This window comes from Pseudomonas sp. 1L-C-7-B-C1 (assembly GCF_057291635.1).
Map to the genome: position 1 here is coordinate 444,522 of NZ_JBXAWH010000001.1, position 26,494 is coordinate 471,015.

Below are 26,494 nucleotides of genomic sequence, written 5' to 3' on the forward strand. Positions count from 1 at the left end.
TTATAGCCTCAAAGGCCGCCCTGAAAAATAGACGGCGGAGCATACTCATTAGTACGGTCTTTGACAAGTCAAAGGCCGCCGGGCACGAACGCTATAGGGGGCTCGGGTCAGCGCGTTCGATCGCAGCGGTTTCTTTTGTCGCGGGGCATCACTCCAGCGACAAAGAGGAGCGGAATTATGCAGATTGCGAAAAAAATTTCAACCTGCTTTTATGGCTCTTTTAAACAGGAGAGCCAAATGGACTACCGCCAACTGGGCAGAACCGACCTCAATGTCAGCGCAATCTGCCTCGGCACCATGACCTGGGGCGAGCAGAACAGCCAGTCCGAGGCCTTCGCGCAGGTCGAACGGGCCAAGGCTGCCGGCATCAATTTCATCGACACCGCCGAGATGTATCCGGTGCCGCCTAAGAAAGAAACCTACGCCAGCACCGAAACCATCATCGGCAACTGGTTCAAACAGAGCGGCGACCGCGCTGACTGGATTCTCGCCAGCAAAATCGCCGGTCCCGGCAACGGCATCGACTACATCCGTGACGGTCGGCTGAAATTCAACCGCGATCACATCGTCGCGGCGCTTGATGCCAGCCTCAAACGCCTGCAGACCGATTACCTCGATCTGTATCAACTGCACTGGCCTGAGCGCAGCACCAATTTCTTCGGTAAGCTGGGTTACAACCACAGTGAGGAGCAGTTCACGCCGCTGCTGGAAGTGCTCGAAGCGCTGGACGAGCAGGTCAAGGCCGGCAAGATCCGCCACGTGGGTCTGTCGAACGAAACGCCGTGGGGCACCATGAAGTTTCTCGCCGAAGCGGACGCCCATGGCCTGACGCGCCCCGTGTCCATTCAGAACCCCTACAACCTGCTCAACCGCAGCTTCGAAGTGGGTCTGGCGGAAGTGGCGATTCGCGAGCAATGCGGCCTGCTGGCCTATTCGCCCATGGCGTTCGGCATGCTGTCCGGCAAATACGCAGACGGCGCTCGCCCTGCCAAGGGCCGTTTGAGCCTGTACAGCCGCTTCACGCGCTATTTCAACCCGCAATCGGAAGCAGCCTGCGCGCGCTACGTTGCGCTGGCTCGCGAGCACGGTCTTGATCCGGCGCAAATGGCGTTGGCGTTCGTCACCAGCCGCAGCTTCGTTACCAGCAACATCATCGGTGCGACCACGCTGGAGCAGCTGGAAAGCAACCTGGCGAGCGCGGAACTGGTGCTGTCGGATGAAGTGCTGGCGGGCATTGAGGCGATTCACAAGGATCAGCCGAATCCTGCGCCCTGATCGGTGATTGCGTGATCGCTGATTGACTGTGGAACCGCAGAGGGTCTTTACAAGGCCCCTCTGGGTTCAGCACAGGATTACAGAGACCGGGCAATGATCTCTTTCATGATTTCATTGGTCCCGGCATAGATCCGCTGCACCCGCGCATCGGCCCACGCCCGGGCGATCGGGTATTCCCACATGAAGCCGTAACCGCCATGCAGCTGGACGCATTCGTCCAGCACCTTGCATTGCAGGTCGGTCGACCAGTATTTCGCCATGGCCGCCGTCGGCACATCCAGCTTTCCTTCCAGATGCAACTCCAGGCATCGATCAATGAACGTACGACCAATCTGAACTTCGGTAGCGATTTCAGCCAGTTTGAAACGGGTGTTCTGGAAGTCGATGATCGCCTTGCCAAACGCCTTGCGTTCCCGCGTGTACTCGAGTGTCCATTGCAAGGCGGCTTCGGCAGAAGCAATGGCGCCGATGGCCACCGTCAGGCGCTCCTGCGGCAGCTCCTGCATCAGATACGCAAACCCCATCCCGGTCTGACCGAGCAGATTCTCCCTGGGCACTCTGACGTCCTGGAAGAACAATTCCGACGTGTCCTGCGCCTTCATACCGACCTTCTCCAGTCGCTTGCCTTTCGCGAAGCCCGGCGTGCCCGCTTCCACGACAAACAGACTGGTGCCCTTCGCGCCCGCCTTGGGATCGGTCTTGGCGACGACAATCACCAGATCAGCAAGAAATCCGTTGGTGATGAAAGTCTTCGAGCCATTAATGACGTACTCATCCCCGTCCAGCACCGCAGTGGTCTTGACCCCTTGCAGGTCGGAACCTGCGCCCGGCTCGGTCATCGCAATGGCGGTGACCAGCTCCCCGGAGACCAGTTTGGGCAGATATTTGAGCTTCAGCGCCTCGCTGCCGTAGTGCAGGATGTAGGGCGCGACGATGTCCGAATGAAGGGAAAAACCGATACCGGTCAGGCCGAGCCGGGAGATCTCTTCGATCACCACGGTGGTGTAGAGAAAATCCGCGCCCATGCCGCCGTACTCTTCCGGCAAGTGCGAACACAACATGCCCTGCTCCCCCGCCCGATTCCACAGCGTGCGGTCGATGTGGCCCTGCTTCTCCCACTGGGCATGAAACGGCGCCGCGTGCTGTTCGAAGAACTTGCGCACGCTGTTTCGGAAAAGCTCGTGCTCTGAGCTGAAGAGTGTTCTGGGAAGCATGGCTGCACCTGACGCGAAGGATTGTCGGACAAAACGTCAACAGAGCGTAGGCGCAGCCGGTTGACGGCGACACTGGACACATCCGACAAAAAATAAGACGATCACGCCGTTGCTTGACCACTTTCCCATATAAGAACAAAAGACTATGTCTATCCAACCCATCACGCCGTTGCGGCGTGTCAGCATTCTTGCGATCGATGGAATTTTTGCCTCCACGCTCATGCAAGCCAAAGACTTCTTTCACCTCGCCAGCCTGCGCTATGGCAAGCAGTTGGGACAGGGCTTCAAGCCGGCCTTCGAAACCCGACTGGTCAGCCCGGACGGCAAGGAAGTGCGCAGCTTCAGCGACGTCGTCATCCCTGTAGACGGCGTGCTTGAACACAGCGACATCATCATCCTTCCCGCTTTCGTCGAAGATTTCGACACCCTGCGCGAACGCTATCCGCAAATCCTGCCGTGGCTGCGTGAGCAACATGCGCGCGGCGCCGTGCTCTGCGGCGAGGCCAGCGGCGTGTTCTGGCTTGGGGATGCGGGGCTGCTCGACGGCAAGGAAGCGACCACCTACTGGCGGTTTTTCAACGAGTTTGCCGAGCGTTTTCCGAACGTGCTGCTCAATCAGGAAAAGCACCTGACCGACGCCGATAACCTGTATTGCGCAGGCGGCACGATTTCAGCGTGTGATCTTTATATCTACCTGATCGAGCGCTTCTGCGGCGCCCATGTCGCGCAGACCGTCGCCCGCGACATTCTCTACGAAGTGCAACGCAGCTACGCACCGGGACGGATTGGTTTTGGCGGGCAGAAGCTGCACCAGGACGTGATCATCCTGCAGATTCAACACTGGCTCGAAGAACATTTCGCCGACAAATTCCGTTTCGAGGATGTGGCTCGCGAGCACGGCATGAGCATCCGCAACTTCATGCGCCGCTTCCAGACCGCAACGGGCGACAAGCCGCTGCATTACCTGCAACGCCTGCGCATCGAAACCGCGAAGGGCTTGCTGTCGGGCTCACGCAAGAGCATCAAGACCATCAGCTATGAAGTCGGCTACGACGATGCCAGCTTCTTCGCGCGACTGTTCCGTCAACACACCGACCTGTCGCCCAACCAGTATCGCCAGCAGTTTCAGCAGGCGGCCTGACAGCAGCTTCATGCGGCAAGCTTCAAGTGAGCGAGATCTCCTCTTGCAGCTTTCCGCTTGAAGCTTGCAGCTCCCGCCTAGGGTTTATGCGCCCGCGACAGGAATTCGTGGGACTGCATTTCCAGCAATCGGCTGAGCGTGCGCTGGAATTCGAAGTTCAGGCGGCCGCCGGTGTACAAGTCTTTCAATTCGACTTCCGCCGAGATGATCAACTTGACGTTGCGGTCATAGAACTCGTCGACCATGTTGATGAATCGACGCGCGATGTCGTCGGTGGTCACGCTCATCTGCTCGACGCCGCTGAGCAGCACCGCATGGAAGATCTTGCCCAGTTCGATGTAGTCGTTCTGGCTACGCGGCCCGTCGCACAGCTCGCGGAAGTCGAACCACGCGACGTCGTCGCAGGTACGGATCGCCTTGATCTGCCGATTCTCGATGATCAGCACATCGTTCTCGATGGCCTTGGTGCATTCAGGGGTCAGCGCACGGAAGCTCTTGCGCAGACTCTCCTCCGCCGCCTCGTTCAGCGGGAAGTGGAACAGCTCGGCTTGCTCCAGATGGCGCAGGCGATAATCGACACCGCTGTCGACGTTGACGATCTCGGTGTTCTGCTTGATCAGCGCGATCGCCGGCAGGAAACGCGCACGCTGCAAACCGTCCTTGTAGAGACCGTCGGGAACGATGTTCGAGGTCGCGACCAGGGTCACACCGTTCTTGAACAGCTCTTCCATCAGTGTGCCGAGGATCATCGCGTCGGTAATGTCCGACACGAAAAATTCGTCGAAACAGATCACCCGCGCTTCTTCGGAAAACTGCTTGGCGATCAGGGTCAGCGGGTTCTTCTCGCCCTTGAGGTTTTTCATCTCCTCGTGCACACGCTTCATGAAGCGGTGGAAGTGGGTGCGCGTCTTGTCTTCAAACGGCAGCGCTTCGAAGAAGGTGTCGACCAGGTAGGTCTTGCCCCGGCCGACACCACCCCAGAAATACAGCCCCTTCACAATCGGGACTTCTTTCTTGCCGAACAGCTTGCCCAGCAATCCCGGCTTGCGGTCATGGGCGGCGACCAGATCGTCGTACAGACGCTGCAGATGGCGCACCGCATTCTCTTGCGCGGCGTCGTGGAAAAAGTCCGGACGCTTAAGGTCAGCTTGGTATCGTTCTAGAGGGGTCATAGTCGCTTGCAAGGGAGCAAAAACGGGCCGTCACTGTAGCGATGGCCCATTGGAATGGCAATTAATCCTGTTGTGGCGCGAGCGCCAGCTTCAGGCTCTCGATCGCGGCGTCACGAGCAGTGGCATCGGCGAACGCCGGGCTGTCGGCGACACAGGCATCATTCATCCACAGGGTGAAGGCATCGCCTTCGGGCCGAATGTCCAGCTCACCGCCCTGCTGCAACGCTTTGGTCACCGCGCCGGCCGCTTTGCCGTCTGCGAAATGGCGCGACAGCAGCAGTTGCTCGCCGTCGGCCGCCAGCAGGCGGAAGCGGAAGCTGCCGTCGTCTTCACGGAAGCTGACGAAGCGCGCGCCCTTGCTGGCCTTCTTCTTGGCCGTCGTGACGGTTTGCGCGGCGGTGCGGAATGAACGCAGGCCTACCGCTTCGCGCAGCTCGCCGAGAAACGGCGTGGCCACACGACGGGCCTTCTCGGCGCCTGCCTGCAGGATGTCTTCCAGATCAGTGGGCCGCTCGATCAGACGATGGTAATTCTCCCGTGCCTCGCCCAGCTCCGCGTCCAGCAACTGGAACAGGCGTTGCTTGGCATCGCCCCAACCCAATCCCTGCAACAGGTCGGCGCGGAACTCGTCGCCTTGCTCTTTGCTGGAGAATGCCTGGTACAGCGTGAACAAATGCGAAGTGTCCGGATCCTTGGCTTCGCCCGGAAGGCGCGAGTCAGTGACGATGCGGGAAATTGCTTCCTTCATGTCTTTGGCGCTGGTGAAAAGCGGCACGGTGTTGTCGTAGCTCTTCGACATCTTGCGGCCGTCCAGGCCAGGCAGGGTCGCGACGCTCTCCTCGATCAGCGCTTCCGGCATCACGAAGAACTCTTTGCCGTTGCCGAACAGGTGATTGAAGCGCTGACCGATGTCGCGCGCCATTTCGACGTGCTGGATCTGATCACGGCCGACCGGCACTTGATGGGCGTTGAACATCAGGATGTCGGCGGCCATCAGCACCGGGTAGCTGAACAGGCCCATGGTGATGCCGGCGTCCGGGTCTTCACCGGCCTCTACATTCTTGTCCACCGAGGCCTTGTAGGCGTGGGCGCGGTTGAGGAGGCCCTTGCCGGCCACGCAGGTCAACAGCCAGGTCAGCTCGGGGATTTCCGGAATGTCGGACTGGCGATAGAACGTGACGCGCTCGACGTCCAGCCCTGCCGCGAGCCAGGTCGCGGCGATTTCCAGACGCGAGCGCTGAATGCGCAGCGGGTCATCGCATTTGATCAGCGCGTGGTAGTCAGCCAGGAAGTAGAACGAGTCGGCATCGCTTTGGCGGCTGGCAACGATGGCCGGGCGGATGGCACCGGCGTAGTTGCCAAGGTGCGGTGTGCCGGTGGTGGTGATACCGGTGAGGATACGAGTGGTCATGGCGAGTCGCTTATTTTGGGTGCTGCGATCAATTCGAAAGGCGCGGCAGAATCAGATCCTTGAGATCGGTCAGCTTGCCGTGAAAAAAGTGCCCGCATTCTGCCACTTTCAGCAGCTCATGGGGTCGCGGGAGTTTGTCAGACCAGTCGTATACGAGTTGTGGCTCAACGACTTCGTCGGTGTCGGGCTGAATGATCGTCAAAGCGCCCTTCTGCGGCAATGCGTCGACGCTGGTGATGCGCATCACGGCAGGCGCAACCATGAACAAATGCTTCAGGGTTTCGCCTTCAGCCTCAAGACGCCCGCCCAGGGTAGCCGCCACGAAGCCACCGAAGGAAAAACCGAACAAGGTCATGGGCAGGTCGGGATGTTTATCCCGCAGCCATTTCGCCGCCGCCTGTGCGTCGTCGACCTCGCCCTCGCCCATGTCCGAGCTGCCGGCGCTGGCGCCAACGCCCCGATAGTTGAAGCGCAGGGTGATCAGGCCGGCATCGCGCGCGGTGCGCTGCAGTGTCGAAATCACTTTATTGAGCATGGTGCCGCCCTGAACCGGGTTAGGATGGCATATCAGCGCGATGCCTTTGGCCTCGTCCAGATCGAGGTACAACGCTTCGAGTTGGCCCACCGGGCCGTCGATGAATACAGGGGTCTCACGCATGAGCAAGAATGAACTCCGTGACCTTCAATTGGGTCGACTCGTCTAGCTGATTGTCTGTGGCTGGCAGGCTGGCGACGCGTCGCCGCTATACAGCGCAGGTTCGAGCCGTTAACGTAAAGCAAAGCCGTTTATAGAGGAAGGACTCGTGGATTACTCGCTCTTAGTTTGGTTGCTGCCGACCATCGCCCTGGTGGTTGGTGTGATCATCGGTTTCTTCGTGGCGCGCGCGCTGCCCAATGCCGTGCCTAACGGGACTCAGCGCCAGCTGGATGACGTTCAGGAGCGTTTCGATACGTATCAGAACGAGGTGATCACCCACTTCAACAGCACGGCCAATCTGGTGCAGAAGCTGTCGCAAAGCTACCACGATGTTCAGGAGCATCTGGCCGAAGGCGCCAACCGTCTGGCCACCGACGACATCACCCGTCAACGACTGCTCGCCGCGCTGCACCCTGACGCGCTCCATCCACACCGCGACCGCCTGACGCCACCACGCACCGCCGCTGAACCGCCGAAGGACTACGCGCCCAAGTCCGCTGATTCCCCGGGCATGCTGGATGAGCATTACGGTTTGAAGAAATAGCCAACACGTTTCACAGAAAGCCCGCCCCTGAGGTGATCAGGGGCGGGCTTTTTTGTGGCGAGTGGTTGGCCGTGATCCGCAATGGGCCGGAAACAAAAAACCCGCCATCGCTGGCGGGCTTCTTGTTGGGCAAGCGGTGTTTAGATCACGCCACGGGTCCGCAGCAGATCCAGCACTTGCTTGACGCTTTCTTCGACATTCAGCGACTGCGTGTCGATGACCAGATCGGCGTCCAGCGGGACGTCATACGGGAAGGATTCACCCGGGATGTTGTCCTTGTCGGCGGCATAGAGCCCTTGCGGGTCACGCTCGCGACAGACCTGTGGCGACGCCTGAACGTACACGGTGATCAATCGATCATCGCCGATCAGCGCCTTGGCATTCTGCCGACCGCCCGCGTCCGGCGCGACGAACGCCGCGAGGGTCAGCAGGCCCGCTTCGTTGAACTGACGCGCAACGTGGGCGGCACGACGCCAGTTCTCGGTGCGACCGGCGCGATCTTGCGGCAAGCCCTTGTTGACGTCGTGACGCAGATTCTGGCCATCAAGGACGAACACCCCACGGCCCATGTCGAAAAGCTTGCGCTCCACGGCATACGCCAGCGTGCTCTTGCCTGCACCCGACAGCCCGCTGAACAGCACGGTCGCCGGCTTCTGGCCGAAGCGCTGAGCGCGCTCTTCTGCGGACACATGGGCCGGCGCGCCGTGATGACTCCCGCCACCCGCCGCCACCGGTTTGGCGATGATCATGCCGGCCGCCACGGTGCCGTTGGTCAAACGGTCGATGACGATGAACGCGCCCGTCGTGCGGTTGCTGTCGTAGCCGTCAAGAGCGATTGGCGCGTCCAGTGCGATCTTCACGCGACCGATTTCATTCAGCTGCAGCGAACTGGCAGGGCCTTCTTCCAGCGTGTTCACATCAACACGATGGGTGATGCTGGCAATCGAACCCGGTACGTAGGACGTGGCGCGTTTGATGTCGTATTTCTTGCCCGGCAGCATCGGCTCTTCGGCCATCCACACCAGCATGGCGTCGAAGGCGTCGGCCACCTGCGGGACGTTGTCCGCATGCACCAACAGGTCGCCACGGGAGATGTCGATCTCGTCTTCCATGGTCAGCGTCACGGCCTGGCCCGGGCCCGCATGCTCCAACTCACCTTCGAAGGTGACGATGGATTTCACGCGGCTGCTCTTGCCGGACGGCAGCACAACCACTTCATCGCCCTTGTGCACGATGCCGCTCGCCAGGGTGCCGGCGAAACCGCGGAAGTTCAGGTTGGGACGGTTGACGTACTGCACCGGGAAACGCAGGTCGGTGAAATTGCGGTCGTTGGCGATCTCGACGGTTTCGAGAATCTCCATCAGCGACTTGCCGGTGTACCACGGCGAACGCTCGCTGCGGTTGACCACATTGTCGCCCTTGAGGGCTGACATCGGCACGAATTCCATGGTGGTCGGCTTCAGCGCAATGCGGTCGGCGAACGCCAGGTAATCAGCCTTGATCTGCTCGAAGATTTTCTCGTCGAAGCCGTTGAGGTCCATCTTGTTGATGGCGACCACGATGTGCTTGATGCCCAGCAACGAGGCGATGTAGCTGTGGCGCTTGGTCTGGGTCTGCACGCCGTAGCGGGCGTCGACCAGAATGATCGCCAGGTCACAGGTGGACGCACCGGTGGCCATGTTGCGGGTGTACTGCTCATGGCCGGGGGTGTCGGCGATGATGAATTTGCGCTTGGCGGTGGAGAAGTAACGGTACGCGACATCGATGGTGATGCCCTGCTCGCGCTCGGCCTGCAGGCCGTCGACCAGCAGCGCCAGATCGACTTCATCGCCCGTGGTGCCGGATTTTTTCGAATCACGGGTGATGGCTTCCAGATGATCTTCATAGATCATCTTGGAATCGTGCAGCAGACGCCCGATCAACGTGCTCTTGCCGTCGTCGACGTTGCCACAGGTCAGGAAACGCAGCATTTCCTTGCGTTCATGCTGGCCCAGATAGGCGAGGATGTCCTCGCTGATCAATTCAGATTGATGGCTCATTGGGTTCAAGCTCCAAGCTGTAAGCTTCAAGCGGCAAGCTTGTCGGCATACAGCTAGTCAAAATTCTTCCGGTTCAAGTGAGCTTCAGCTTTTCGGCTTGAAGCTTCCAACTTGCTGCTTGCCGCTAGAAGTAGCCTTGGCGCTTCTTCTCTTCCATCGAGCCGGCGCCATCGTGGTCGATGACCCGGCCCTGGCGCTCGGAAGTTCGCGTCAGGAGCATTTCCTGAATGATGTCGGTGAGGCTGGTGGCCTCGGACTCGACAGCGCCCGTCAACGGGTAGTCGCCCAGTGTGCGGAAGCGGACCTTTTTCTTGACGATGCGCTTCTTGTCCTCGTCGGACAGGTGATTACGCAGGCGGTCGTCGTCGATCATGATCCAGGTGCCGTTCATCTCGATGACTTCGCGTTCGGCGGCGAAATACAGCGGGACGATCGGAATGCCTTCCAGGTAGATGTACTGCCAGATGTCCAGCTCGGTCCAGTTGGAGAGCGGGAACACGCGGATCGACTCGCCTTTGTTGACGTTGCCGTTATAAACATTCCACAGCTCGGGACGCTGGTTTTTCGGGTCCCAGCGGTGCTTGGTGTCACGGAAGGAATACACGCGCTCTTTGGCGCGGGATTTCTCTTCGTCACGACGGGCGCCGCCGAACGCGGCATCGAAGCCGTGCTTGTCGAGGGCCTGTTTGAGGCCCTGGGTTTTCATGATATCGGTGTGCTTCGAGCTGCCGTGGGTCAGCGGGTTGATACCCTGCGCGACACCTTCCGGGTTCACGTGCACAATCAGGTCCAGGCCCATCTCCTCGACCATCTTGTCGCGGAAGCGGTACATCTCCTGGAATTTCCAGCGGGTGTCGACGTGCATCACCGGGAACGGCAGCTTGCCCGGAAAGAAGGCCTTGCGCGCCAGATGCAGCATCACGGCAGAGTCTTTACCGACGGAGTACAGCATCACCGGGTTATCAAACTCGGCAGCGACCTCGCGGATGATGTGGATGCTTTCCGCCTCCAGCTGTTTCAGATGCGTCAGTTTGTCGACCATGGTTACTCACGGGATAACGTACATGTATGGAGAGCCTGCGGGCTCTATCGAGCGAGGCACTTTATCATGGGCCCTGATTCTATTCAGCGGCGAGGATAGATCGAAACGATCTAACCATATAGCTCAGGCTTTGGACCTCCGAACTCGCTAAATCGGGTTCGGACAGTCGATGAACAGATGCTCCAGGGCAAAGCGCCGCGCCAGATAATCGCCCAGGGCCTGCACACCATACCGCTCGGTGGCGTGATGGCCGGCGGCGATGAAGCTGATACCGTTTTCCCGCGCGCTGTGAAAGGTCTGCTCGGACGCCTCGCCGCTCAAATACAGGTCCACGCCGGCCAGCACGGCTTGATCGATGTAGCCCTGCCCGCCACCGGTGCACCAGCCGACCCGTCGAATCATGCCATCGCCCTCGATCAGCAGCGGCTCGCGCCCCAACGCACTCTGCACACGACGGGCGAAATCCCGGGGTGTCATGGCCTCGCTGAGTGAGCCGACCAACCCGACGATGCGCGGATTGTCCGGGTCCAGCGGCCCTTCAACGGTGATCTCCAACTGCTGGGCCAATTGAACGTTATTGCCCACGTCGGCATGAAGGTCGAGGGGCAAGTGATAGGACAGCAGGCTGATGTCGTGCTTGAGCAGCGTCTTCAGCCGACGCTGCTTCATGCCGGTGATGCAGGGATTCTCGCCCTTCCAGAAATAGCCGTGATGAACCAGCACCAGATCGGCATTGGCCTCCACCGCCGCGTCCAGCAGCGCCTGACTGGCGGTGACGCCGGAGACGATTCGGCTGACCTGCGGCCGACCCTCGACCTGCAGGCCGTTGGGGCAATAATCCTGAATCCGCGCGCTCCCGAGATAACGGTCCGCTTCTTCAACCAGGGTGCTCAAGGCAACCGCCATAAAAGTCTCCTAAATATGCAATCCAGACCGTGTCGGTCCTCGTATAATGCCGGCCATTATGGCGCAGCTAGGCGCTTCTACCTTCAGGACTCCGCTCAATGTTTAAAGCGCTGCGTTTTCTCGGCTGGCCCTTGCTCGCTGGTGTGCTTATCGCTTTATTGATTATCCAGCGCTACCCAGAGTGGGTCGGGCTTCCAAGCCAGGACGTGAACCTGCAACAAGCGCCGCAGCAGACCTTCGTGCAACAAGGCCCGGTGTCGTACGCGGACGCCGTCAGCAGCGCCGCCCCCGCCGTGGCCAATCTGTACACGACCAAGATGGTCAATAACAACAATAAACCCAACCATCCGCTGTTCGACGACCCGCAGTTCCGTCGTTTCTTCGGCGACAACCTGCCTAAACAAAAGCGCATGCAGTCGAGCCTGGGATCGGCCGTGATCATGAGCCCGGAAGGCTACCTGCTGACCAACAACCACGTGACCTCTGGTGCGGACCAGATTGTCGTGGCGCTCAAGGATGGCCGCGAGACGATTGCCAAAGTCGTCGGCAGCGACCCCGAGACCGATCTTGCGGTCCTGAAGATTGATCTGAAGAACCTGCCCTCCATTACCCTCGGCCGTTCTGATGCCATCCGCATCGGCGACGTTGCATTGGCCATCGGTAACCCGTTCGGCGTTGGCCAGACCGTGACCATGGGCATCATCAGTGCCACCGGACGCAACCAACTGGGCCTCAACACCTACGAAGACTTCATTCAGACCGACGCGGCGATCAATCCCGGTAACTCGGGCGGCGCGCTGGTGGACGCCAACGGCAACCTGACGGGGATCAACACGGCGATCTTTTCCAAGTCCGGCGGCTCCCAAGGCATCGGTTTTGCGATCCCGACCAAGTTGGCCCTGGAGGTGATGAAGTCGATCATCGAGCACGGTCAGGTGATTCGCGGCTGGTTGGGCATCGAGGTACAGCCGCTAACCGAGGAGCTGTCTGAATCGTTCGGGCTTAAGGATCGTCCGGGCATCGTGGTCGCCGGGATCTTCCGCGACGGCCCGGCGCAGAAGGCAGGCTTGCAACTGGGTGATGTGATCTTGAGCATCAACGGCGAACCGGCAGGTGATGGCCGTCGTTCAATGAATCAGGTGGCCCGCACCAAGCCGACTGACAAGATCGCCATTGAGGTCATGCGCAACGGCAAGGAATTGAAACTGAACGCCGAGGTGGGTGTGCGCCCACCGCAGACAACGGCGCCTGCGGCGGAGAATTGATCGGTTGCCGTTAGGCAACCGTCAACTCAGTTCGACACGTCACCCAACGCATCCACCAGCGCCTGGTTCTGTTCAGGCGTACCGATGGTGATGCGCAGGAACTGCGCGATGCGCGCCTGCTTGAAGTGGCGCACGATCACGCCCTGCTCGCGCACCTTCGCCGCCAGACTGGCAGCGTCATGCTGAGGGTGACGGGCGAAAATGAAGTTCGCCGCCGAGGGCAGCACTTCAAAGCCCTTGCTCTCCAACTGCTCGACCAGCGCTTCACGGCTGGCGATGACGCGCTGGCAGGTGCTCTCGAAATACTCGCGGTCATCGAACGCTGCGGCCGCGCCGACAATCGCCATTCGGTCCAAGGGATAGGAGTTGAAGCTGTTCTTGACCCGTTCCAGCGCTTCGATCAGGTCCGGATGCCCCACCGCAAGGCCCACCCGCAGCCCTGCGAGGGAGCGCGATTTGGACAGCGTTTGAGTGACCAGCAGGTTCGGGTAGCGATCCACCAGACTGATCGCGGTTTCGCCGCCGAAGTCGATATACGCCTCGTCGACGATCACCACTGAGTCCGGGCTGTTCTTGAGGATTTGCTCAACGGCATCGAGGGCCAACAGGCAGCCCGTGGGTGCGTTGGGGTTCGGGAAAATGATGCCGCCATTAGGGCGCGCATAATCTTCGACGCGAATCTGAAACTGCTCGTCCAGCGGCACGGCTTGGTAATCGACGCCATACAGGCCGCAGTACACCGGATAGAAGCTATAGCTGATGTCCGGAAAAAGCAGCGGCTTATCCTGCCGGAAAAACGCGTTATAGGCGTGGGCCAGTACTTCGTCCGAACCGTTGCCGAGGAACACGCGACTGGCGTCGACGCCGTAATAACGCGCCACCGCCTGCTTCAGCAGATCGCTGTTGGGGTCGGGGTATAGACGCAGTTCATCGCTGATTGCAGCACGCATGGCATCGATCGCCCTGGGCGACGGGCCATAGGGGTTTTCATTGGTGTTGAGCTTCACCAGCTTGGTCAGCTTGGGCTGCTCGCCCGGCACATACGGCACCAGGTCGTTGACGAAGGGACTCCAGAATTTGCTCATGTTCAGTTGCCCTCTTGTTCGGTGTCGACGATGCGGTATTCGGCGCTGCGGGCGTGGGCGGTCAATGACTCGCCGCGTGCCAGCACCGAGGCGGTTTTGCCCAGTTCGGACGCACCCTGCTCCGAGCAGAAAATGATCGATGAGCGTTTCTGGAAATCGTACACGCCCAAGGGCGAGGAGAATCGCGCGGTGCCCGACGTAGGCAACACGTGGTTGGGACCGGCGCAGTAGTCGCCCAGCGCTTCGGACGTGTGGCGGCCCATGAAGATCGCGCCGGCGTGGCGAATCTGCGGCAGCCATGCCTCAGGATCAGCCACTGACAACTCCAGGTGTTCCGGCGCGATGCGATTGGCGACTTCGATGGCCTGGGCCATGTCGGCCACTTCGATCAAGGCGCCACGGCCATTGATCGAGGTCTGGATAATTTCCGCGCGCTCCATCGTCGGCATCAATTTGGCGATGCTGGCCGCGACGCGGTCGAGGAAGTCGGCGTCGGGGCTAACCAGAATCGCCTGGGCGTCTTCGTCGTGCTCGGCCTGGGAGAACAGGTCCATGGCGATCCAGTCCGGGTCGGTCTGGCCGTCGCACACCACCAGAATCTCCGACGGGCCGGCGATCATGTCGATGCCCACCTGACCAAAAACGTGACGCTTGGCAGTGGCCACATAGATGTTGCCCGGGCCCACAACCTTGTCCACCTTCGGGACGCTTTCAGTGCCATACGCCAGCGCCGCAACCGCCTGCGCGCCGCCGATGGTGAACACGCGATCGACGCCGGCGATGCAGGCCGCCGCCAGTACCAGCTCGTTGAGCTCACCGCGCGGGGTTGGCACGACCATGACCACCTCGCCTACGCCGGCGACTTTGGCCGGAATGGCGTTCATCAACACCGAAGACGGGTAAGACGCTTTACCGCCCGGGACGTAAAGCCCGGCGCGATCCAGCGGAGTGACCTTCTGGCCGAGCACGGTGCCGTCAGCTTCGGTGTAGCTCCAGGAATCCTGCTTCTGCCGCTCGTGGTAACTGCGCACACGGTCAGCTGCTTTCTCGAGGGCTTGGCGCTGGGCGGGCGTGATGCGGGTCAGTGCCAGCTCCAAACGCTCGCGCGGCAGGATCAGGTCCGCCATCGACGCCACGTCCAGGCCGTCGAAACGGCGGGTGTACTCCACCAGCGCCGCATCGCCGCGCTCACGCACGTTCTTGATGATGTCCAGCACACGCTCATTGACCGAGTCGTCAGACACACTTTCCCAGCTCAGCAGATGATCCAGATGACGGGCAAAGTCCGGATCGGCAGCGTTGAGTCGGCGAATAGCGTTGGGAGTGGTCATAGCGTGGGCCTCAATAATGGCGATTTCTCAGGTGGCGATTTCAGTTGCAAGGATAGGCAGATGCCTAAGCTAGCAAGCCATCCGCGCGGGCACCTGAGAAATTTGGCTATGACACGGATAGCTGGGCGTGATCCCATTGAGGGTCACGCGATACAGTCAACCGCGGTGTCGCGACTCCACGGCGGTGCGCAGGGTGTCGATCAGCGACTGAATGCGGGCGTGCTGCATTTTCATGGACGCCTTGTTCACCACCAGACGCGAGCTGATGTGGGCAATCATGTCCTGGGGTTCGAGGCCGTTGGCACGCAGCGTGTTACCGGTGTCGACGACGTCGATGATCTTGTCGGCCAGACCCACCAGCGGCGCGAGCTCCATGGAGCCGTACAGTTTGATGATGTCGACCTGACGGCCCTGTTCGGCGTAGTAGCGCTTGGCAACATTGACGAACTTGGTTGCAACGCGCAGCCGCCCCTTGGGTTCGACGGCGCCAACTGCGCCTGCAGTCATCAGCTTGCACTGCGCGATTTGCAGGTCAAGCGGCTCATACAGCCCCTGACCGCCGTACTCCATCAGCACGTCCTTGCCTGCGACGCCGAGATCCGCAGCGCCATGCTCGACATAGGTCGGCACGTCGGTGGCACGCACGATCAGCAAGCGCACGTCGGCCTGGGTCGTGGGGATGATCAGCTTGCGGCTCTTGTCCGGATTCTCGGTCGGCACGATGCCCGCAGCAGCGAGCAGCGGCAAAGTGTCGTCGAGGATACGGCCCTTGGACAGTGCGATGGTCAACATGGGAAACGTCAGTCCTTATCAGCAGCGCGTGCCGGGTCGCGACTGGCGCCCGACAACCTCCGGCTCAAGGAGCCGGAGTGAAACGAATCAGAAAGTCTTGGCGCGATGGCCAGACACGTCGCCCGCGTCGATGACATTGACCCGGGCGAACGCGCAGCAGCTGACTAGCCCGGAACGCGACGGATCTTCGCGCCCAGCATCTGCAGTTTTTCTTCGATGCACTCGTAACCACGGTCGATGTGGTAGATACGGTCGATCAGCGTATCGCCTTCGGCAACCAGCGCCGAAATGACCAGGCTCGCCGAAGCACGCAGGTCGGTCGCCATCACTGGCGCGCCCTTGAGCTTGGTGCAGCCGGTGACGATCGCGGTGTTGCCTTCGACCTGAATCTGCGCGCCCATGCGGTGCATTTCATACACGTGCATGAAGCGGTTTTCGAAGATGGTCTCGATGACCGCACCGGTGCCTTCGGCGATGGCGTTCAGCGAGATGAACTGCGCCTGCATGTCGGTCGGGAAAGCCGGGTACGGCGCAGTGCGCACGTTGACCGCTTTCGGACGTTTGCCGTGCATGTTCAGCTCGATCCAGTCCTTGCCGGTGGTGATCTCGGCGCCGGATTCGCGCAGCTTCTCGAGTACGGCTTCGAGAATCGTCGGGTCGGTGTCCTTGAGTTTCACACGGCCGCCGGTTGCCGCCGCGGCCACCAGATAGGTGCCGGTTTCGATACGGTCGGGCATGACGCGATAGGTCGCTGAACCCAGACGCTTGACGCCATCGATGGTGATGGTGTCGGTGCCGGCGCCAGAGACTTTACCGCCCATGGCGTTGATGAAGTTCGCCAGGTCGACGACTTCAGGCTCACGGGCGGCGTTTTGCAGGACGCTGCGGCCGTTGGCCAGTGCAGCAGCCATCATGATGTTCTCGGTACCGGTCACGCTGACGGTGTCGAAGAAGAAGTTCGCGCCACGCAGGCCGCCTTCCGGCGCCTTGGCCTTGATGTAGCCGCCTTCGACGTCGATGACCGCGCCCATGGCTTCCAGACCACGGATGTGCAGATCGACCGGACGTGAACCAATGGCGCAACCGCCAGGCAGCGCCACTTCGGCTTCACCGAAACGGGCAACCATAGGGCCCAGCACGAGGATCGACGCACGCATGGTTTTCACCAGCTCGTACGGAGCGACCAGGGTCTTGATGGTGCGCGGGTCGATTTCGACGCTGAGCTTCTCGTCGATGATCGGCTCGATGCCCATGCGACCGAACAGCTCGATCATGGTAGTGATGTCGTGCAGGTGCGGCAGGTTGGCGACGGTCACAGGACCATCAGCCAGCAGCGTGGCTGCGAGAATCGGCAGGGCGGAGTTTTTCGCCCCGGAGATGCGGATTTCGCCGTCAAGACGAATGCCGCCAGTAATAATCAGTTTATCCATTGGAATCTCGACGCCGTGTTGGCTCAGGTGCGCTCGGCCCATGCAGCGCGGCTGAAAAATTTCATGGTGACCGCGTGGATGCTGCCATCGGCGATCCATGGGTTCAAATGCGTGTAGATCTGCTGCTGGCGCTTGACCGGGCTCAGTGCGGCCAGTTCATCGCTGATTACGTTCAGCTGGAAATTGCAGCCTTCGCCCTCAACTTCGACCTGGATATCTGGCAACTTAGCTTCCAGGAAGCTTTTAACTTCTACGGCCTGCATGCTTAACCTCTATCGGCGCCCTACGCGCGCGGGTCGGCCATCATACAAAAAAGCCCTCTCGTTGCGAACCCTACTTTGCAGGGGCCGGACGAGGGGCTTGATCGATGAAAGCAATTAATGATGCTGCAACAGCTCGGTCAGCTCAGAGACTTTGGCGATTTCCTGCATGTCTTCAGGCAACGCCCGGACGGTGACTGACTTGCCAGCGGCCTGCGCATCACGCATGAACGCAAGAAGCAAAGCCAGGCCGACACTGCTGGACTTTTCGACGCCGGAGCAATCCAGTGTCAGGGGCGCTGCGGTATTTGACTTGATCAGCGCCGCACCCTGCTCACGCAAGGCCGGGCCGGTCCGATAGTCGATCACGCCGGAGAGCATCAGCTCTCCGGCGCCAGCGGCAGTGACGGACGCTTGACTCATTTGACGACCTTGTCGCTGGAGGCTTCGGAGGTCTCCTTGGCCTTGGCAACTTCGCCAGCCCAACCGTCAATGGTTTTGTCCAGGTTGTTACCGTTGCGCTGCATGGCGTCAGCGAACTGATCGCGGAACAGCTTGCCGATGTTGATGCCGTTGATGATCACGTTCCGCACTTTCCATTCACCGCCGATTTTGACGAGGGTGTAGGAAACAGGGTAAACCGCGCCGTTGTTGCCCTTGACGGACATGTCAACGGACGTGCGATCAGCCGCTTCCTGCTTGGCCGGAGAAACCGTGATGCCCTGGTTGTTGTACTCGAGCAGCGCGTTGCCATAGAACTGGATCAGGCTGCGCTTGAAGTTTTCCTGGAAGCGTTGCATCTGCGCCGGGGTGGCGTTGCGCGAATACTTCACGGTCATGATGCTTTTGGAGATGCCGTCAGCGTCGATGACAGGGCCAACGATGCCGTTAAGTGCGTCGTAAAAGGCTTGGGGATTGGACTTGTAGGTTTCCTTGTTGGCGGACAGATCGGCCAACAATTGTTTGGTGGTGCGATCAACCAGATCGTGGGCGGAATCGGACGCTGCTGCGTTGGCGAACAAAGGCAGGGCGGCCAGTAGCACCAGAAGGCCACGGCGCAGAATCGAGATCATGAAAAAACTCCTCATTTGGCGTCTTTGCCCACTGAATTGAGCAGGAATTTACCGATCAGGTCTTCGAGTACCAACGAGGACTGGGTGTCATGGATGGTGCCGCCGTCTTTCAACAGCTGGTCATCGCCACCGACACTGATGCCGACGTATTTTTCACCCAGCAGGCCTGCGGTCAGGATGGAAGCGGTGGAATCCGAAGGCAGGTTGTTGACCCGCTTATCCACTTCCATCGTCACACGACCGGTGAAGGTATCGTGATCCAGATCGATTGCAGTGACCTTGCCGATGGTCACACCGGCCATGGTCACTTTCGCTCTGACAGTCAAACCGGCGATATTGTCGAAATTTGCATAAAGTTTATAACTGTCGTTGGTGGCGCTGGCGCTCAGACCGCTGACGCGCAGGGCGAGCAGGAGCAAAGCCAGGATCCCGGCCAGCAGAAACAGGCCTACACCGGTTTCGAGGGTGCGGTTTTGCATCAGAAGTCTCCAAACATCAAGGCGGTCATAATAAAGTCCAGGCCCAGTACGGCCAACGAGGCGTAGACCACGGTCTTGGTCGTGGCGCGACTGATCCCTTCGGACGTGGGCTCGCAGTCGTAGCCCTGGAACACGGCAATCCAGGTGACGACAAAAGCGAACACGACGCTCTTGATGACACCGTTGAGTACATCATCGGAAAACGAAACGCTGTTCTGCATGTTGGCCCAGAAGGAGCCTTCGTAGACGCCCAGCCAGTCAACCGCCACCCACGAACCACCCCAGATACCGACCACACTGAAAATCAGTGCCAGTACCGGCAGCGAGATGAAGCCGGCCCACAGACGCGGCGCAACGATGTATTTGAGCGGGTCAACGCCGATCATCTCGAGGCTGGACAGCTGCTCGGTGGATTTCATGTTGCCGATTTCAGCGGTCAGAGCAGAGCCCGCACGACCGGCGAACAATAGAGCAGTAACCACCGGCCCTAGTTCACGCAGCAGCGTCAGGGCAACCATCTGCCCCACAGCCTGTTCAGAGCCATACTTGGCAAGAATGCTGAAGCCTTGCAACGCCAGTACCATGCCGATGAACACGCCGGACACGACAATAATGGCCAGGGACATGACGCCCACAGAGTGCAGCTGACGAACCAGCAGCTGAAAACCGCCGCCGATTCCGCCGCGCCCAAGCAACGCATGAACCAGAAAAATCCCTGAACGACCCAGCACTGCAACAATATCGATCGCCGAACGCCCCATCAGGCGTACGCGATCCATTAAAGACTTTCTGCGCATCAGCGCTTCCCCAAAAGATCGTCGCGATAATCCGGCGCCGGGTAATGGAAAGGCACCGGCCCGTCGGGATCACCCGTCATGAACTGACGTATACGAGGGTTATCCGACTCCATCAGTTCCTGCGGCGTGCCCTGCCCCAGCACCTGACCGTCACCCACGACATAGAGGTAGTCGGCGATGCTGGCAGTCTCGGCGAGGTCGTGGGACACCACGATACTGGTGATGCCGAGCGCATCGTTCAGCAGCCGGATCAGACGAACCAGCACGCCCATGGCGATCGGGTCCTGGCCGACGAAGGGTTCGTCATACATGAGGATCTGGGGGTCCAGCGCGATGGCGCGCGCCAGCGCTACACGGCGTTTCATGCCACCCGACAATTCGTCAGGCATCAGGTCGACGGCGCCACGAAGCCCGACCGCCTGCAGTTTCAGCAGGACGATGTCGCGGATCATGTCTTCAGGCAGCTTGGTGTGAACCCGCAGCGGGAACGCCACGTTTTCGAAAACGTCGAGGTCGGTGAACAGCGCGCCGCTCTGAAAGAGCACGCCCATCTGCTTGCGCGCATCGAAAAGATCGCTGCGCGAAAGCTTCGGCAAGTTCTGGCCATTGACCCAGACTTCACCTGCGCTTGGACGCAGTTGTGCGCCCATCAATCGCAGCAGGGTGGTTTTACCACTGCCCGACGGCCCCATGATGCCGGTGACTTTGCCCCGGGGGATGCGGATGTCCACATTATTGAAGATGCTGCGCGCACCGCGCTTGAAGGAAACGCCCTTCAGCTCGACCGCGTAGGCGTTATCGGCACTCATCTAAACTCCTTGCGATGCAACCTGTCTCTCAGATGCCGCGTTCTTGACGAACGACACACTTTTGGAGGGGCCGAACAAGCGGCGGACTATACCACCGCTGTCGCACGCCGCCCAAGCTCCAACGTGTCAAGTCGCAAACAAAGAAGGGTATTAAGGACGGTGTGGAATTTTCGTACCCACCGCCAGCCTTTATCACGCTGCTGCTGAAGGACGTCTCCGTTCATTAAACAAACAGCAACGATGAAGCGTGAGGCTTTTGAACATTGCCGCTATAATCCCCGGCCTTTCACCATGCGACCCCTTCCGATATGTCCACTGCGCGCAATCTGATTGAATCGGCACAGAGCACCATCCGCCTTGAAATAGAAGCTGTGGAAGGTTTGCTTGCGCATATAGATGCCGATTTCGTCAACGCGTGCGACATGATTCTGGGCAGTCAGGGCCGCGTGGTCGTGGTAGGCATGGGCAAGTCAGGGCATATCGGCAAGAAGATCGCCGCCACCCTCGCCAGCACCGGCACCCCTTCGTTTTTCGTGCACCCGGCCGAGGCCAGCCACGGCGACATGGGCATGATCACCAGCGCTGACATCATCCTGGCCCTGTCCAATTCGGGTACGACAGCCGAGATCGTCACATTGCTGCCGTTGATCAAGCGCCTGGGCATCAAGATGATCAGCCTGACCGGCAACCCGGAGTCAACGCTGGCCAGGGCCGCAGACGTCAACCTCAATGCGCGGGTCGAAAAAGAAGCCTGCCCGCTGAATCTGGCGCCCACCTCCTCCACCACGGCGGCGCTGGTCATGGGCGACGCCCTGGCCGTTGCGCTGCTGGACGCCAGAGGCTTCACCGCCGAAGACTTCGCCTTTTCCCACCCGGGCGGTGCGCTGGGTCGCCGGCTGCTGTTGAAGGTCGAGCATGTCATGCACACTGGCGTCGACCTCCCGCAGGTTGCACGGGGCACGCCGCTTCGCGATTCGCTGATGGAAATGACCCGCAAGGGGCTGGGCATGACTGCCATCGTCGAGAGCGATGGCCGCCTTGCCGGTATCTTCACGGACGGTGATTTGCGTCGCACCCTGGATCGCCCGATCGACATACGCCAGGCCAGCATCGATGAAGTGATGACCGTCCACGGCAAGACCGTGCGCCCGGAGATGCTTGCGGCCGAAGCCTTGAAAATCATGGAAGACAACAAGATCGGCGCACTCATCGTGGTCGACGAGAACGATCGCCCTGTTGGCGCGTTCAACCTTCAAGACCTGCTCCGCGCAGGAGTCATGTAAATGAGCGCCGATATGAATGACCTGATGCAACGCGGCAAGAACATCAAACTGGCGATCTTCGATGTCGATGGCGTGCTCACCGATGGGCGCCTGTATTTCCTCGAAGACGGTAGCGAATTCAAGACGTTCAACACGCTCGATGGCCAGGGCATCAAGATGCTCATCAACTCGGGCGTTACCACCGCCATCATCAGCGGACGCAAGACCCCCGTGGTTGAGCGGCGGGCGAAGAACCTCGGCATCGCACATCTTTATCAGGGCCGCGAAGACAAACTCGTGGTCCTTGATGAGCTTTTGCAGCAACTGAATCTAAGCTACGAGCAGGTCGCGTATCTGGGTGACGATTTGCCTGATCTGCCGGTCATTCGCCGGGTCGGTCTGGGCATGGCGGTTGCCAACGCTGCCGGCTTCGTCCGCGAGCATGCCCATGGCACCACCCAGGCACGTGGCGGCGAAGGCGCTGCCCGCGAATTCTGCGAGTTGATCCTGAAAGCTCAGGGTAACCTCGAAGCGGCTCACGCCGCCTACCTATAGAAGTGCATTTATGCTGAGCAAAAAGTTTCGAACATTTCTGCTGTTCGGGGTGCTGGCTCTGCTGCTGGCAGCGGTCGGCTACTGGAACATCAGTCCGGAAAGCTTCCTCGATCAACCCAAGGCTGCCGTGGATGAAAGCGCTGTCGATTACTATGCGACCAACGCCCACAGCATTCAGTACCTGCCCGACGGGACCATGCAGTACGACATGACCGCCGACAAGGTCGAGCACCTGAAAGCCACCGACGTCACCCTGATGACTACGCCGGTGCTGCAGATGTATCGAGGTTCGACCTTCCCCTGGCATGTACAGAGCGTTCGTGCCGAGGTGTCGCCGGGCGGTGATCACGTCGAGCTGATCGACTCGGTGCGCATCAACCGCACCGACGAAAAGAACCGCACCACTATCATCACCAGCAGCCGCATGACTGTATTCCCGCAGAAGCAATATGCGGAGACTGCCCAACCCGTTAGAATCGACGGCCTTGGCGGTGTAACGACCGGCACGGGTATGAAAGCGTATCTGAAAGAAAGCAGGATGAACCTGCTATCCAACGTAAGAGGACAGTATGAGGCTCGTTAAAACCCTTCCTTTTTTGCTCGGCCTGAGCGCAGCACTGGGAAGCGCGAGCGCCTGGTCTCTGCCGACGGATCGCGATCAACCCATCCACATCCAGTCGGATGACGCGCAGCTGGACGACAAGCAAGGCATCGCCACTTACAAAGGCAATGTCATCATCACCCAGGGCACGATGAAGATCACCGGCAACACTGTGACCATCACCCGCACACCGCAAGGCGACGTGGACGTGTTCACGTCCGTGGGCAACCTGGCCTACTACGAGCAGAAGCCATCGGTGGACAAGCCGATCGTTCAGGCCTGGGGTGTCACTATTCAATACTTCGCGGCGCAGAACCGCATCGTGCTGATCGACAAAGCCAAAGTGGTCAACGACGGCAACACGTCCGAAGGCGAGAAAATTGTCTATGACACCGTCAAGCAGGTCGTGAACGCCGGCCGCGCCAACGGCACCAAGGTCACCGCACCACGCCCTCGCATCGACATGGTCATCCAGCCGAAAAAGAAAACCGACCAGCAGAAGGCCCAGTAATGGCAACGCTGAAAGCCCAACACCTGGCCAAAGCCTATAAAAGCCGCCAGGTCGTACGTGACGTCAGCCTGTCCATCGAGAGCGGCCAGATCGTAGGCCTGCTCGGCCCCAACGGCGCTGGCAAGACCACCTGCTTCTACATGATCGTCGGCCTGGTTCAGGCGGATCAGGGTCGCGTGCTGATCGACGACCAGGACGTCAGCCACCAGCCGATGCATGGCCGCGCCCGTGCCGGTATTGGCTACCTGCCACAGGAAGCGTCGATCTTTCGCAAGCTCTCCGTCTCGGACAACATCATGGCGATCCTCGAGACCCGCAAGGAGCTTGATCGCGCGGCCCGCCGCAAAGAGCTGGAAAGCCTGCTGCAGGAATTCCACATCACCCACATCCGCGACAACCTGGGCATGAGCCTGTCGGGCGGTGAACGCCGCCGTGTGGAAATTGCACGCGCCCTTGCCACTTCGCCGAAATTCATTCTGCTCGACGAACCGTTTGCCGGTGTTGACCCTATTTCCGTAGGCGACATCAAGCAGATCATTCACCACCTCAAGGCCAAAGGGATCGGCGTGCTGATCACTGACCACAACGTGCGTGAAACGCTGGATATCTGCGAAACCGCCTACATCGTCAACGATGGCCAGCTGATTGCCGAAGGCGACGCCGAGTCCATCCTGGCCAACCAGTTGGTCAAGGAAGTGTATCTGGGTCACGAGTTCCGCCTGTAACCGCAGTGATGACATGAGGTCGTGCGCCCTCCCATAACGGATGCCATCGCCGACCTCGTTTTTTAATTGTCATCACACTCTAGGCAAACCCTCCAGCTTCAGGCATATAATTTGCTTAAGTTGGCGCCCTCGGCGCCCTGGTAGTAAATGGCGCGCAGTGCGCCGGCGAATAAGGTGTTAAGCCCTGCCATGAAACCTTCGCTAGTCTTGAGAATGGGCCAGCAGCTGACGATGACACCTCAGCTGCAACAGGCAATCCGCTTGCTTCAGTTGTCGACGCTGGATCTCCAACAGGAAATTCAGGAGGCGCTGGAGTCGAACCCGATGCTGGAACGGCAGGAGGAAGGCGACGATTTCGACAACGCCGACCCCTTGGCCGATAACGTAGAGCAAAAGCCCAACGCTGACGTTCAGGAACCCACTTATCAGGAGTCGGCGCCTACCGTCGACAATCTGGATGAGGGTGACTGGAACGAGCGCATCCCCAACGAACTGCCGGTCGACACGGCGTGGGAAGACGTCTATCAGACCAGCGCCAGCAGCCTGCCCAGCAATGATGATGACGAGTGGGATTTCACCACCCGCACCTCCGTTGGCGAGAGCCTGCAAAGCCACCTGCTCTGGCAGCTCAACCTGGCGCCGATGTCGGACACCGATCGCCTGATCGCCGTGACCCTGATCGACTGCATCAACAACCAGGGCTACCTCGACGAAACACTCGACGAATTGCTCGACGCGTTCGATCCCGAGCTCGATATCGAGCTGGACGAAATCGAAGCCGTTCTGCACCGCATCCAGCAGTTCGAGCCTGCGGGCATCGGCGCTCGCAACCTGAGCGAATGCCTGCTGCTGCAACTTCGCCAGTTGCCGGCCAAAACCAAGTGGCTGGCAGAAGCGCAGAAGCTGGTCAGCGAGTACATCGATCTGTTGGGCAGCCGCGACTACGCGCAACTGATGCGCCGCATGAAGCTCAAGGAAGACGACCTGCGCCAGGTCATCGAGCTGGTCCAGAGCCTCAACCCGCGCCCGGGCTCGCAGATCGAATCCAGCGAACCCGAATACGTCGTACCTGACGTCATCGTGCGCAAGGACAACGAGCGCTGGTTGGTGGAGCTGAACCAGGAATCCGTGCCGCGCCTGCGGGTCAATCCGCAATATGCAGGCTTTGTGCGTCGCGCCGATACCAGTGCCGACAACACGTTCATGCGCAATCAACTGCAAGAGGCGCGCTGGTTCATCAAGAGCCTGCAGAGCCGCAACGAGACGCTGATGAAGGTGGCCACGCAGATCGTCGAACACCAGCGCGGCTTTCTGGAGTACGGCGACGAGGCCATGAAGCCGCTGGTTCTGCATGACATTGCTGAAGCGGTTGGCATGCACGAATCGACGATTTCCCGGGTGACCACGCAGAAGTTCATGCACACGCCGCGCGGGATCTACGAGCTCAAATATTTCTTTTCCAGCCACGTCAGCACCTCGGAAGGCGGCGAATGCTCGTCCACGGCGATTCGCGCGATCATCAAAAAACTGGTCGCTGCGGAAAATCAGAAAAAGCCGTTGAGTGACAGCAAGATCGCTGGTTTACTGGAAGCACAAGGCATTCAAGTGGCCCGTCGCACAGTCGCCAAGTACCGCGAATCCCTCGGGATCTCGCCGTCCAGCGAACGCAAGCGACTGATGTAAAGGTCACACGTCAAAGCGTTCCAGTGGCAGGCATCACGCCTGCCTCTTAATGCACTGGCAACGAAGGAGAAGCTGTATGCAAGTCAACATCAGTGGACACCAGCTGGAAGTGACTGAACCTCTGCGTACCTACATCGGCGAGAAACTCGCCCGATTGGAGCGCCACTTTGACAAGATCACGAATGTGCAGGTCACCATGGAGGTCGAGAAGCTCAAGCAGAAAATCGAAGCCACCTTGCACGTTCCTGGCGCTGAAGTGGTTGCCAACGCCGAACACGACGACATGTATGCAGCCATTGACCTGCTTGCCGACAAGCTTGACCGCCAACTCAAAAAACATAAGGAAAAACAGCAAAGTCTGCTGCAAGGCGCGACTGCTCGCTGACACTCCCCAC

Annotated in this window: 28 protein-coding genes; 11 read left to right on the forward strand and 17 right to left on the reverse strand. The window is 59.8% G+C overall.

What is annotated here, in order from left to right:
• The first annotated feature begins 237 nt into the window (after positions 1-237).
• Positions 238-1,275, forward strand: a complete 1,038-nt coding sequence (locus tag AC0Z8Z_RS01995) for an NADP(H)-dependent aldo-keto reductase (RefSeq protein WP_485617619.1) — start codon at positions 238-240, stop codon at positions 1,273-1,275.
• A gap of 77 nt (positions 1,276-1,352) precedes the next feature.
• On the opposite strand, the gene AC0Z8Z_RS02000 is transcribed toward AC0Z8Z_RS01995, so the two are convergent.
• The gene (locus tag AC0Z8Z_RS02000) at positions 1,353-2,489 is read right to left on the reverse strand and encodes an acyl-CoA dehydrogenase family protein (RefSeq protein ID WP_485617621.1); all 1,137 of its coding nucleotides are present in this window, start codon (positions 2,487-2,489) and stop codon (positions 1,353-1,355) included.
• Positions 2,490-2,709: 220 nt separating this feature from the next.
• Between AC0Z8Z_RS02000 and AC0Z8Z_RS02005 the strand changes: the two genes are divergently transcribed.
• Entirely contained in the window at positions 2,710-3,630 is a 921-nt protein-coding gene (locus AC0Z8Z_RS02005) for a GlxA family transcriptional regulator (RefSeq protein ID WP_172612965.1), read from the forward strand.
• A gap of 77 nt (positions 3,631-3,707) precedes the next feature.
• Here AC0Z8Z_RS02005 and zapE read toward each other — a convergent pair whose 3' ends face one another.
• From zapE to AC0Z8Z_RS02020, 3 genes are all read right to left on the reverse strand, one after another.
• Positions 3,708-4,802, reverse strand: coding sequence for a cell division protein ZapE (gene zapE, locus AC0Z8Z_RS02010; RefSeq protein ID WP_122535921.1), 1,095 nt, complete (start codon positions 4,800-4,802; stop codon positions 3,708-3,710).
• Positions 4,803-4,863: 61 nt separating this feature from the next.
• Complete coding sequence (locus tag AC0Z8Z_RS02015; RefSeq protein ID WP_485617623.1) at positions 4,864-6,213, reverse strand: tryptophan--tRNA ligase; 1,350 nt, start codon at positions 6,211-6,213, stop codon at positions 4,864-4,866.
• Positions 6,214-6,241: 28 nt separating this feature from the next.
• On the reverse strand, positions 6,242-6,871 hold the full coding sequence (locus tag AC0Z8Z_RS02020; protein WP_485617625.1) for an alpha/beta hydrolase: 630 nt from the start codon (positions 6,869-6,871) through the stop codon (positions 6,242-6,244).
• A gap of 145 nt (positions 6,872-7,016) precedes the next feature.
• On the opposite strand from AC0Z8Z_RS02020, the gene AC0Z8Z_RS02025 reads away from it, so the two are divergent.
• Positions 7,017-7,454 carry a Z-ring associated ZapG family protein gene (locus tag AC0Z8Z_RS02025; RefSeq protein ID WP_122535918.1) on the forward strand — a complete coding sequence of 146 codons (438 nt, stop codon included), beginning with the start codon at positions 7,017-7,019 and terminating at the stop codon, positions 7,452-7,454.
• Between the two features lie 140 nt (positions 7,455-7,594).
• On the opposite strand, the gene cysN is transcribed toward AC0Z8Z_RS02025, so the two are convergent.
• The 3 genes from cysN to AC0Z8Z_RS02040 form a co-directional block, all read right to left on the reverse strand.
• On the reverse strand, positions 7,595-9,493 hold the full coding sequence (gene cysN / locus AC0Z8Z_RS02030) for a sulfate adenylyltransferase subunit CysN (protein ID WP_485617627.1): 1,899 nt from the start codon (positions 9,491-9,493) through the stop codon (positions 7,595-7,597).
• Between the two features lie 124 nt (positions 9,494-9,617).
• Positions 9,618-10,535, reverse strand: a complete 918-nt coding sequence (gene cysD / locus AC0Z8Z_RS02035; RefSeq protein ID WP_122535916.1) for a sulfate adenylyltransferase subunit CysD — start codon at positions 10,533-10,535, stop codon at positions 9,618-9,620.
• A gap of 147 nt (positions 10,536-10,682) precedes the next feature.
• The gene (locus tag AC0Z8Z_RS02040; protein ID WP_122535915.1) at positions 10,683-11,441 is read right to left on the reverse strand and encodes a Nif3-like dinuclear metal center hexameric protein; all 759 of its coding nucleotides are present in this window, start codon (positions 11,439-11,441) and stop codon (positions 10,683-10,685) included.
• Between the two features lie 98 nt (positions 11,442-11,539).
• Between AC0Z8Z_RS02040 and algW the strand changes: the two genes are divergently transcribed.
• Positions 11,540-12,706: a Do family serine endopeptidase AlgW gene (algW, locus tag AC0Z8Z_RS02045; RefSeq protein WP_122535914.1), complete on the forward strand. Its 1,167-nt coding sequence runs from the start codon at positions 11,540-11,542 to the stop codon at positions 12,704-12,706.
• 26 nt (positions 12,707-12,732) lie between these two features.
• Here algW and hisC read toward each other — a convergent pair whose 3' ends face one another.
• The 10 genes from hisC to AC0Z8Z_RS02095 form a co-directional block, all read right to left on the reverse strand.
• Positions 12,733-13,791: a histidinol-phosphate transaminase gene (gene hisC / locus AC0Z8Z_RS02050; protein WP_485617629.1), complete on the reverse strand. Its 1,059-nt coding sequence runs from the start codon at positions 13,789-13,791 to the stop codon at positions 12,733-12,735.
• 2 nt (positions 13,792-13,793) lie between these two features.
• Positions 13,794-15,122 carry a histidinol dehydrogenase gene (gene hisD / locus AC0Z8Z_RS02055; protein WP_485617630.1) on the reverse strand — a complete coding sequence of 443 codons (1,329 nt, stop codon included), beginning with the start codon at positions 15,120-15,122 and terminating at the stop codon, positions 13,794-13,796.
• Positions 15,123-15,278: 156 nt separating this feature from the next.
• Positions 15,279-15,914 carry an ATP phosphoribosyltransferase gene (gene hisG, locus AC0Z8Z_RS02060; protein WP_065992096.1) on the reverse strand — a complete coding sequence of 212 codons (636 nt, stop codon included), beginning with the start codon at positions 15,912-15,914 and terminating at the stop codon, positions 15,279-15,281.
• Positions 15,915-16,078: 164 nt separating this feature from the next.
• Positions 16,079-17,344, reverse strand: a complete 1,266-nt coding sequence (gene murA / locus AC0Z8Z_RS02065; RefSeq protein ID WP_122536135.1) for a UDP-N-acetylglucosamine 1-carboxyvinyltransferase — start codon at positions 17,342-17,344, stop codon at positions 16,079-16,081.
• 23 nt (positions 17,345-17,367) lie between these two features.
• Positions 17,368-17,607, reverse strand: a complete 240-nt coding sequence (locus AC0Z8Z_RS02070) for a BolA family protein (RefSeq protein ID WP_065992095.1) — start codon at positions 17,605-17,607, stop codon at positions 17,368-17,370.
• A 114-nt stretch (positions 17,608-17,721) separates the two neighbouring features.
• Positions 17,722-18,027 carry an STAS domain-containing protein gene (locus tag AC0Z8Z_RS02075; protein WP_485617633.1) on the reverse strand — a complete coding sequence of 102 codons (306 nt, stop codon included), beginning with the start codon at positions 18,025-18,027 and terminating at the stop codon, positions 17,722-17,724.
• A complete protein-coding gene (locus AC0Z8Z_RS02080) occupies positions 18,024-18,677 on the reverse strand; it encodes an MlaC/ttg2D family ABC transporter substrate-binding protein (RefSeq protein ID WP_037014772.1) in 654 nt (217 codons plus the stop codon). Before AC0Z8Z_RS02080 ends, AC0Z8Z_RS02075 begins: the two co-directional genes overlap by 4 nt.
• Positions 18,678-18,688: 11 nt before the next feature.
• Positions 18,689-19,156: an outer membrane lipid asymmetry maintenance protein MlaD gene (gene mlaD / locus AC0Z8Z_RS02085; RefSeq protein WP_485617635.1), complete on the reverse strand. Its 468-nt coding sequence runs from the start codon at positions 19,154-19,156 to the stop codon at positions 18,689-18,691.
• A complete protein-coding gene (gene mlaE / locus AC0Z8Z_RS02090) occupies positions 19,156-19,953 on the reverse strand; it encodes a lipid asymmetry maintenance ABC transporter permease subunit MlaE (RefSeq protein ID WP_122535908.1) in 798 nt (265 codons plus the stop codon). The genes mlaD and mlaE overlap by 1 nt, the downstream gene beginning before the upstream one ends.
• A complete protein-coding gene (locus AC0Z8Z_RS02095) occupies positions 19,953-20,762 on the reverse strand; it encodes an ATP-binding cassette domain-containing protein (RefSeq protein ID WP_122535907.1) in 810 nt (269 codons plus the stop codon). The genes mlaE and AC0Z8Z_RS02095 overlap by 1 nt, the downstream gene beginning before the upstream one ends.
• A 308-nt stretch (positions 20,763-21,070) precedes the next feature.
• On the opposite strand from AC0Z8Z_RS02095, the gene AC0Z8Z_RS02100 reads away from it, so the two are divergent.
• The 7 genes from AC0Z8Z_RS02100 (at position 21,071) to hpf (ending at position 26,484) form a co-directional block, all read left to right on the forward strand.
• On the forward strand, positions 21,071-22,045 hold the full coding sequence (locus AC0Z8Z_RS02100) for a KpsF/GutQ family sugar-phosphate isomerase (RefSeq protein ID WP_485617636.1): 975 nt from the start codon (positions 21,071-21,073) through the stop codon (positions 22,043-22,045).
• Positions 22,046-22,579, forward strand: coding sequence for a 3-deoxy-manno-octulosonate-8-phosphatase KdsC (gene kdsC, locus AC0Z8Z_RS02105; RefSeq protein WP_172609601.1), 534 nt, complete (start codon positions 22,046-22,048; stop codon positions 22,577-22,579). It begins immediately after the preceding gene.
• Between the two features lie 10 nt (positions 22,580-22,589).
• Positions 22,590-23,162 (forward strand): LPS export ABC transporter periplasmic protein LptC, encoded by a 573-nt coding sequence (gene lptC / locus AC0Z8Z_RS02110; protein ID WP_037014789.1) that lies wholly within the window; start codon positions 22,590-22,592, stop codon positions 23,160-23,162.
• Positions 23,149-23,691 (forward strand): lipopolysaccharide transport periplasmic protein LptA, encoded by a 543-nt coding sequence (gene lptA, locus AC0Z8Z_RS02115; RefSeq protein ID WP_485617637.1) that lies wholly within the window; start codon positions 23,149-23,151, stop codon positions 23,689-23,691. The genes lptC and lptA overlap by 14 nt, the downstream gene beginning before the upstream one ends.
• Positions 23,691-24,416 (forward strand): LPS export ABC transporter ATP-binding protein, encoded by a 726-nt coding sequence (lptB, locus tag AC0Z8Z_RS02120; protein WP_074884367.1) that lies wholly within the window; start codon positions 23,691-23,693, stop codon positions 24,414-24,416. Before lptA ends, lptB begins: the two co-directional genes overlap by 1 nt.
• A gap of 189 nt (positions 24,417-24,605) precedes the next feature.
• Entirely contained in the window at positions 24,606-26,099 is a 1,494-nt protein-coding gene (locus AC0Z8Z_RS02125) for an RNA polymerase factor sigma-54 (protein ID WP_122622499.1), read from the forward strand.
• Between the two features lie 76 nt (positions 26,100-26,175).
• Complete coding sequence (hpf, locus tag AC0Z8Z_RS02130; protein WP_037014798.1) at positions 26,176-26,484, forward strand: ribosome hibernation-promoting factor, HPF/YfiA family; 309 nt, start codon at positions 26,176-26,178, stop codon at positions 26,482-26,484.
• Positions 26,485-26,494 lie beyond the last annotated feature (10 nt).

What these genes read in the sequence shown, in the direction of transcription:
- AC0Z8Z_RS02070 (WP_065992095.1), bottom strand. Translation starts at nt 17,607, where the DNA reads ATGCAGGCCGTAGAAGTTAAAAGCTTCCTGGAAGCTAAGTTGCCAGAT.
- hisD (WP_485617630.1), bottom strand. Translation starts at nt 15,122, where the DNA reads ATGACCACTCCCAACGCTATTCGCCGACTCAACGCTGCCGATCCGGAC.
- AC0Z8Z_RS02100 (WP_485617636.1), top strand. Translation starts at nt 21,071, where the DNA reads ATGTCCACTGCGCGCAATCTGATTGAATCGGCACAGAGCACCATCCGC.
- AC0Z8Z_RS02020 (WP_485617625.1), bottom strand. Translation starts at nt 6,871, where the DNA reads ATGCGTGAGACCCCTGTATTCATCGACGGCCCGGTGGGCCAACTCGAA.
- lptA (WP_485617637.1), top strand. Translation starts at nt 23,149, where the DNA reads ATGAGGCTCGTTAAAACCCTTCCTTTTTTGCTCGGCCTGAGCGCAGCA.
- lptC (WP_037014789.1), top strand. Translation starts at nt 22,590, where the DNA reads ATGCTGAGCAAAAAGTTTCGAACATTTCTGCTGTTCGGGGTGCTGGCT.
- kdsC (WP_172609601.1), top strand. Translation starts at nt 22,046, where the DNA reads ATGAGCGCCGATATGAATGACCTGATGCAACGCGGCAAGAACATCAAA.
- mlaD (WP_485617635.1), bottom strand. Translation starts at nt 19,156, where the DNA reads ATGCAAAACCGCACCCTCGAAACCGGTGTAGGCCTGTTTCTGCTGGCC.
- hisG (WP_065992096.1), bottom strand. Translation starts at nt 15,914, where the DNA reads ATGTTGACCATCGCACTGTCCAAGGGCCGTATCCTCGACGACACTTTG.
- zapE (WP_122535921.1), bottom strand. Translation starts at nt 4,802, where the DNA reads ATGACCCCTCTAGAACGATACCAAGCTGACCTTAAGCGTCCGGACTTT.
- AC0Z8Z_RS02040 (WP_122535915.1), bottom strand. Translation starts at nt 11,441, where the DNA reads ATGGCGGTTGCCTTGAGCACCCTGGTTGAAGAAGCGGACCGTTATCTC.
- AC0Z8Z_RS02015 (WP_485617623.1), bottom strand. Translation starts at nt 6,213, where the DNA reads ATGACCACTCGTATCCTCACCGGTATCACCACCACCGGCACACCGCAC.
- AC0Z8Z_RS01995 (WP_485617619.1), top strand. Translation starts at nt 238, where the DNA reads ATGGACTACCGCCAACTGGGCAGAACCGACCTCAATGTCAGCGCAATC.
- hisC (WP_485617629.1), bottom strand. Translation starts at nt 13,791, where the DNA reads ATGAGCAAATTCTGGAGTCCCTTCGTCAACGACCTGGTGCCGTATGTG.
- mlaE (WP_122535908.1), bottom strand. Translation starts at nt 19,953, where the DNA reads ATGCGCAGAAAGTCTTTAATGGATCGCGTACGCCTGATGGGGCGTTCG.
- algW (WP_122535914.1), top strand. Translation starts at nt 11,540, where the DNA reads ATGTTTAAAGCGCTGCGTTTTCTCGGCTGGCCCTTGCTCGCTGGTGTG.
- AC0Z8Z_RS02080 (WP_037014772.1), bottom strand. Translation starts at nt 18,677, where the DNA reads ATGATCTCGATTCTGCGCCGTGGCCTTCTGGTGCTACTGGCCGCCCTG.
- cysD (WP_122535916.1), bottom strand. Translation starts at nt 10,535, where the DNA reads ATGGTCGACAAACTGACGCATCTGAAACAGCTGGAGGCGGAAAGCATC.
- AC0Z8Z_RS02125 (WP_122622499.1), top strand. Translation starts at nt 24,606, where the DNA reads ATGAAACCTTCGCTAGTCTTGAGAATGGGCCAGCAGCTGACGATGACA.
- hpf (WP_037014798.1), top strand. Translation starts at nt 26,176, where the DNA reads ATGCAAGTCAACATCAGTGGACACCAGCTGGAAGTGACTGAACCTCTG.
- murA (WP_122536135.1), bottom strand. Translation starts at nt 17,344, where the DNA reads ATGGATAAACTGATTATTACTGGCGGCATTCGTCTTGACGGCGAAATC.
- AC0Z8Z_RS02000 (WP_485617621.1), bottom strand. Translation starts at nt 2,489, where the DNA reads ATGCTTCCCAGAACACTCTTCAGCTCAGAGCACGAGCTTTTCCGAAAC.
- AC0Z8Z_RS02005 (WP_172612965.1), top strand. Translation starts at nt 2,710, where the DNA reads ATGCAAGCCAAAGACTTCTTTCACCTCGCCAGCCTGCGCTATGGCAAG.
- AC0Z8Z_RS02095 (WP_122535907.1), bottom strand. Translation starts at nt 20,762, where the DNA reads ATGAGTGCCGATAACGCCTACGCGGTCGAGCTGAAGGGCGTTTCCTTC.
- AC0Z8Z_RS02075 (WP_485617633.1), bottom strand. Translation starts at nt 18,027, where the DNA reads ATGAGTCAAGCGTCCGTCACTGCCGCTGGCGCCGGAGAGCTGATGCTC.
- cysN (WP_485617627.1), bottom strand. Translation starts at nt 9,493, where the DNA reads ATGAGCCATCAATCTGAATTGATCAGCGAGGACATCCTCGCCTATCTG.
- lptB (WP_074884367.1), top strand. Translation starts at nt 23,691, where the DNA reads ATGGCAACGCTGAAAGCCCAACACCTGGCCAAAGCCTATAAAAGCCGC.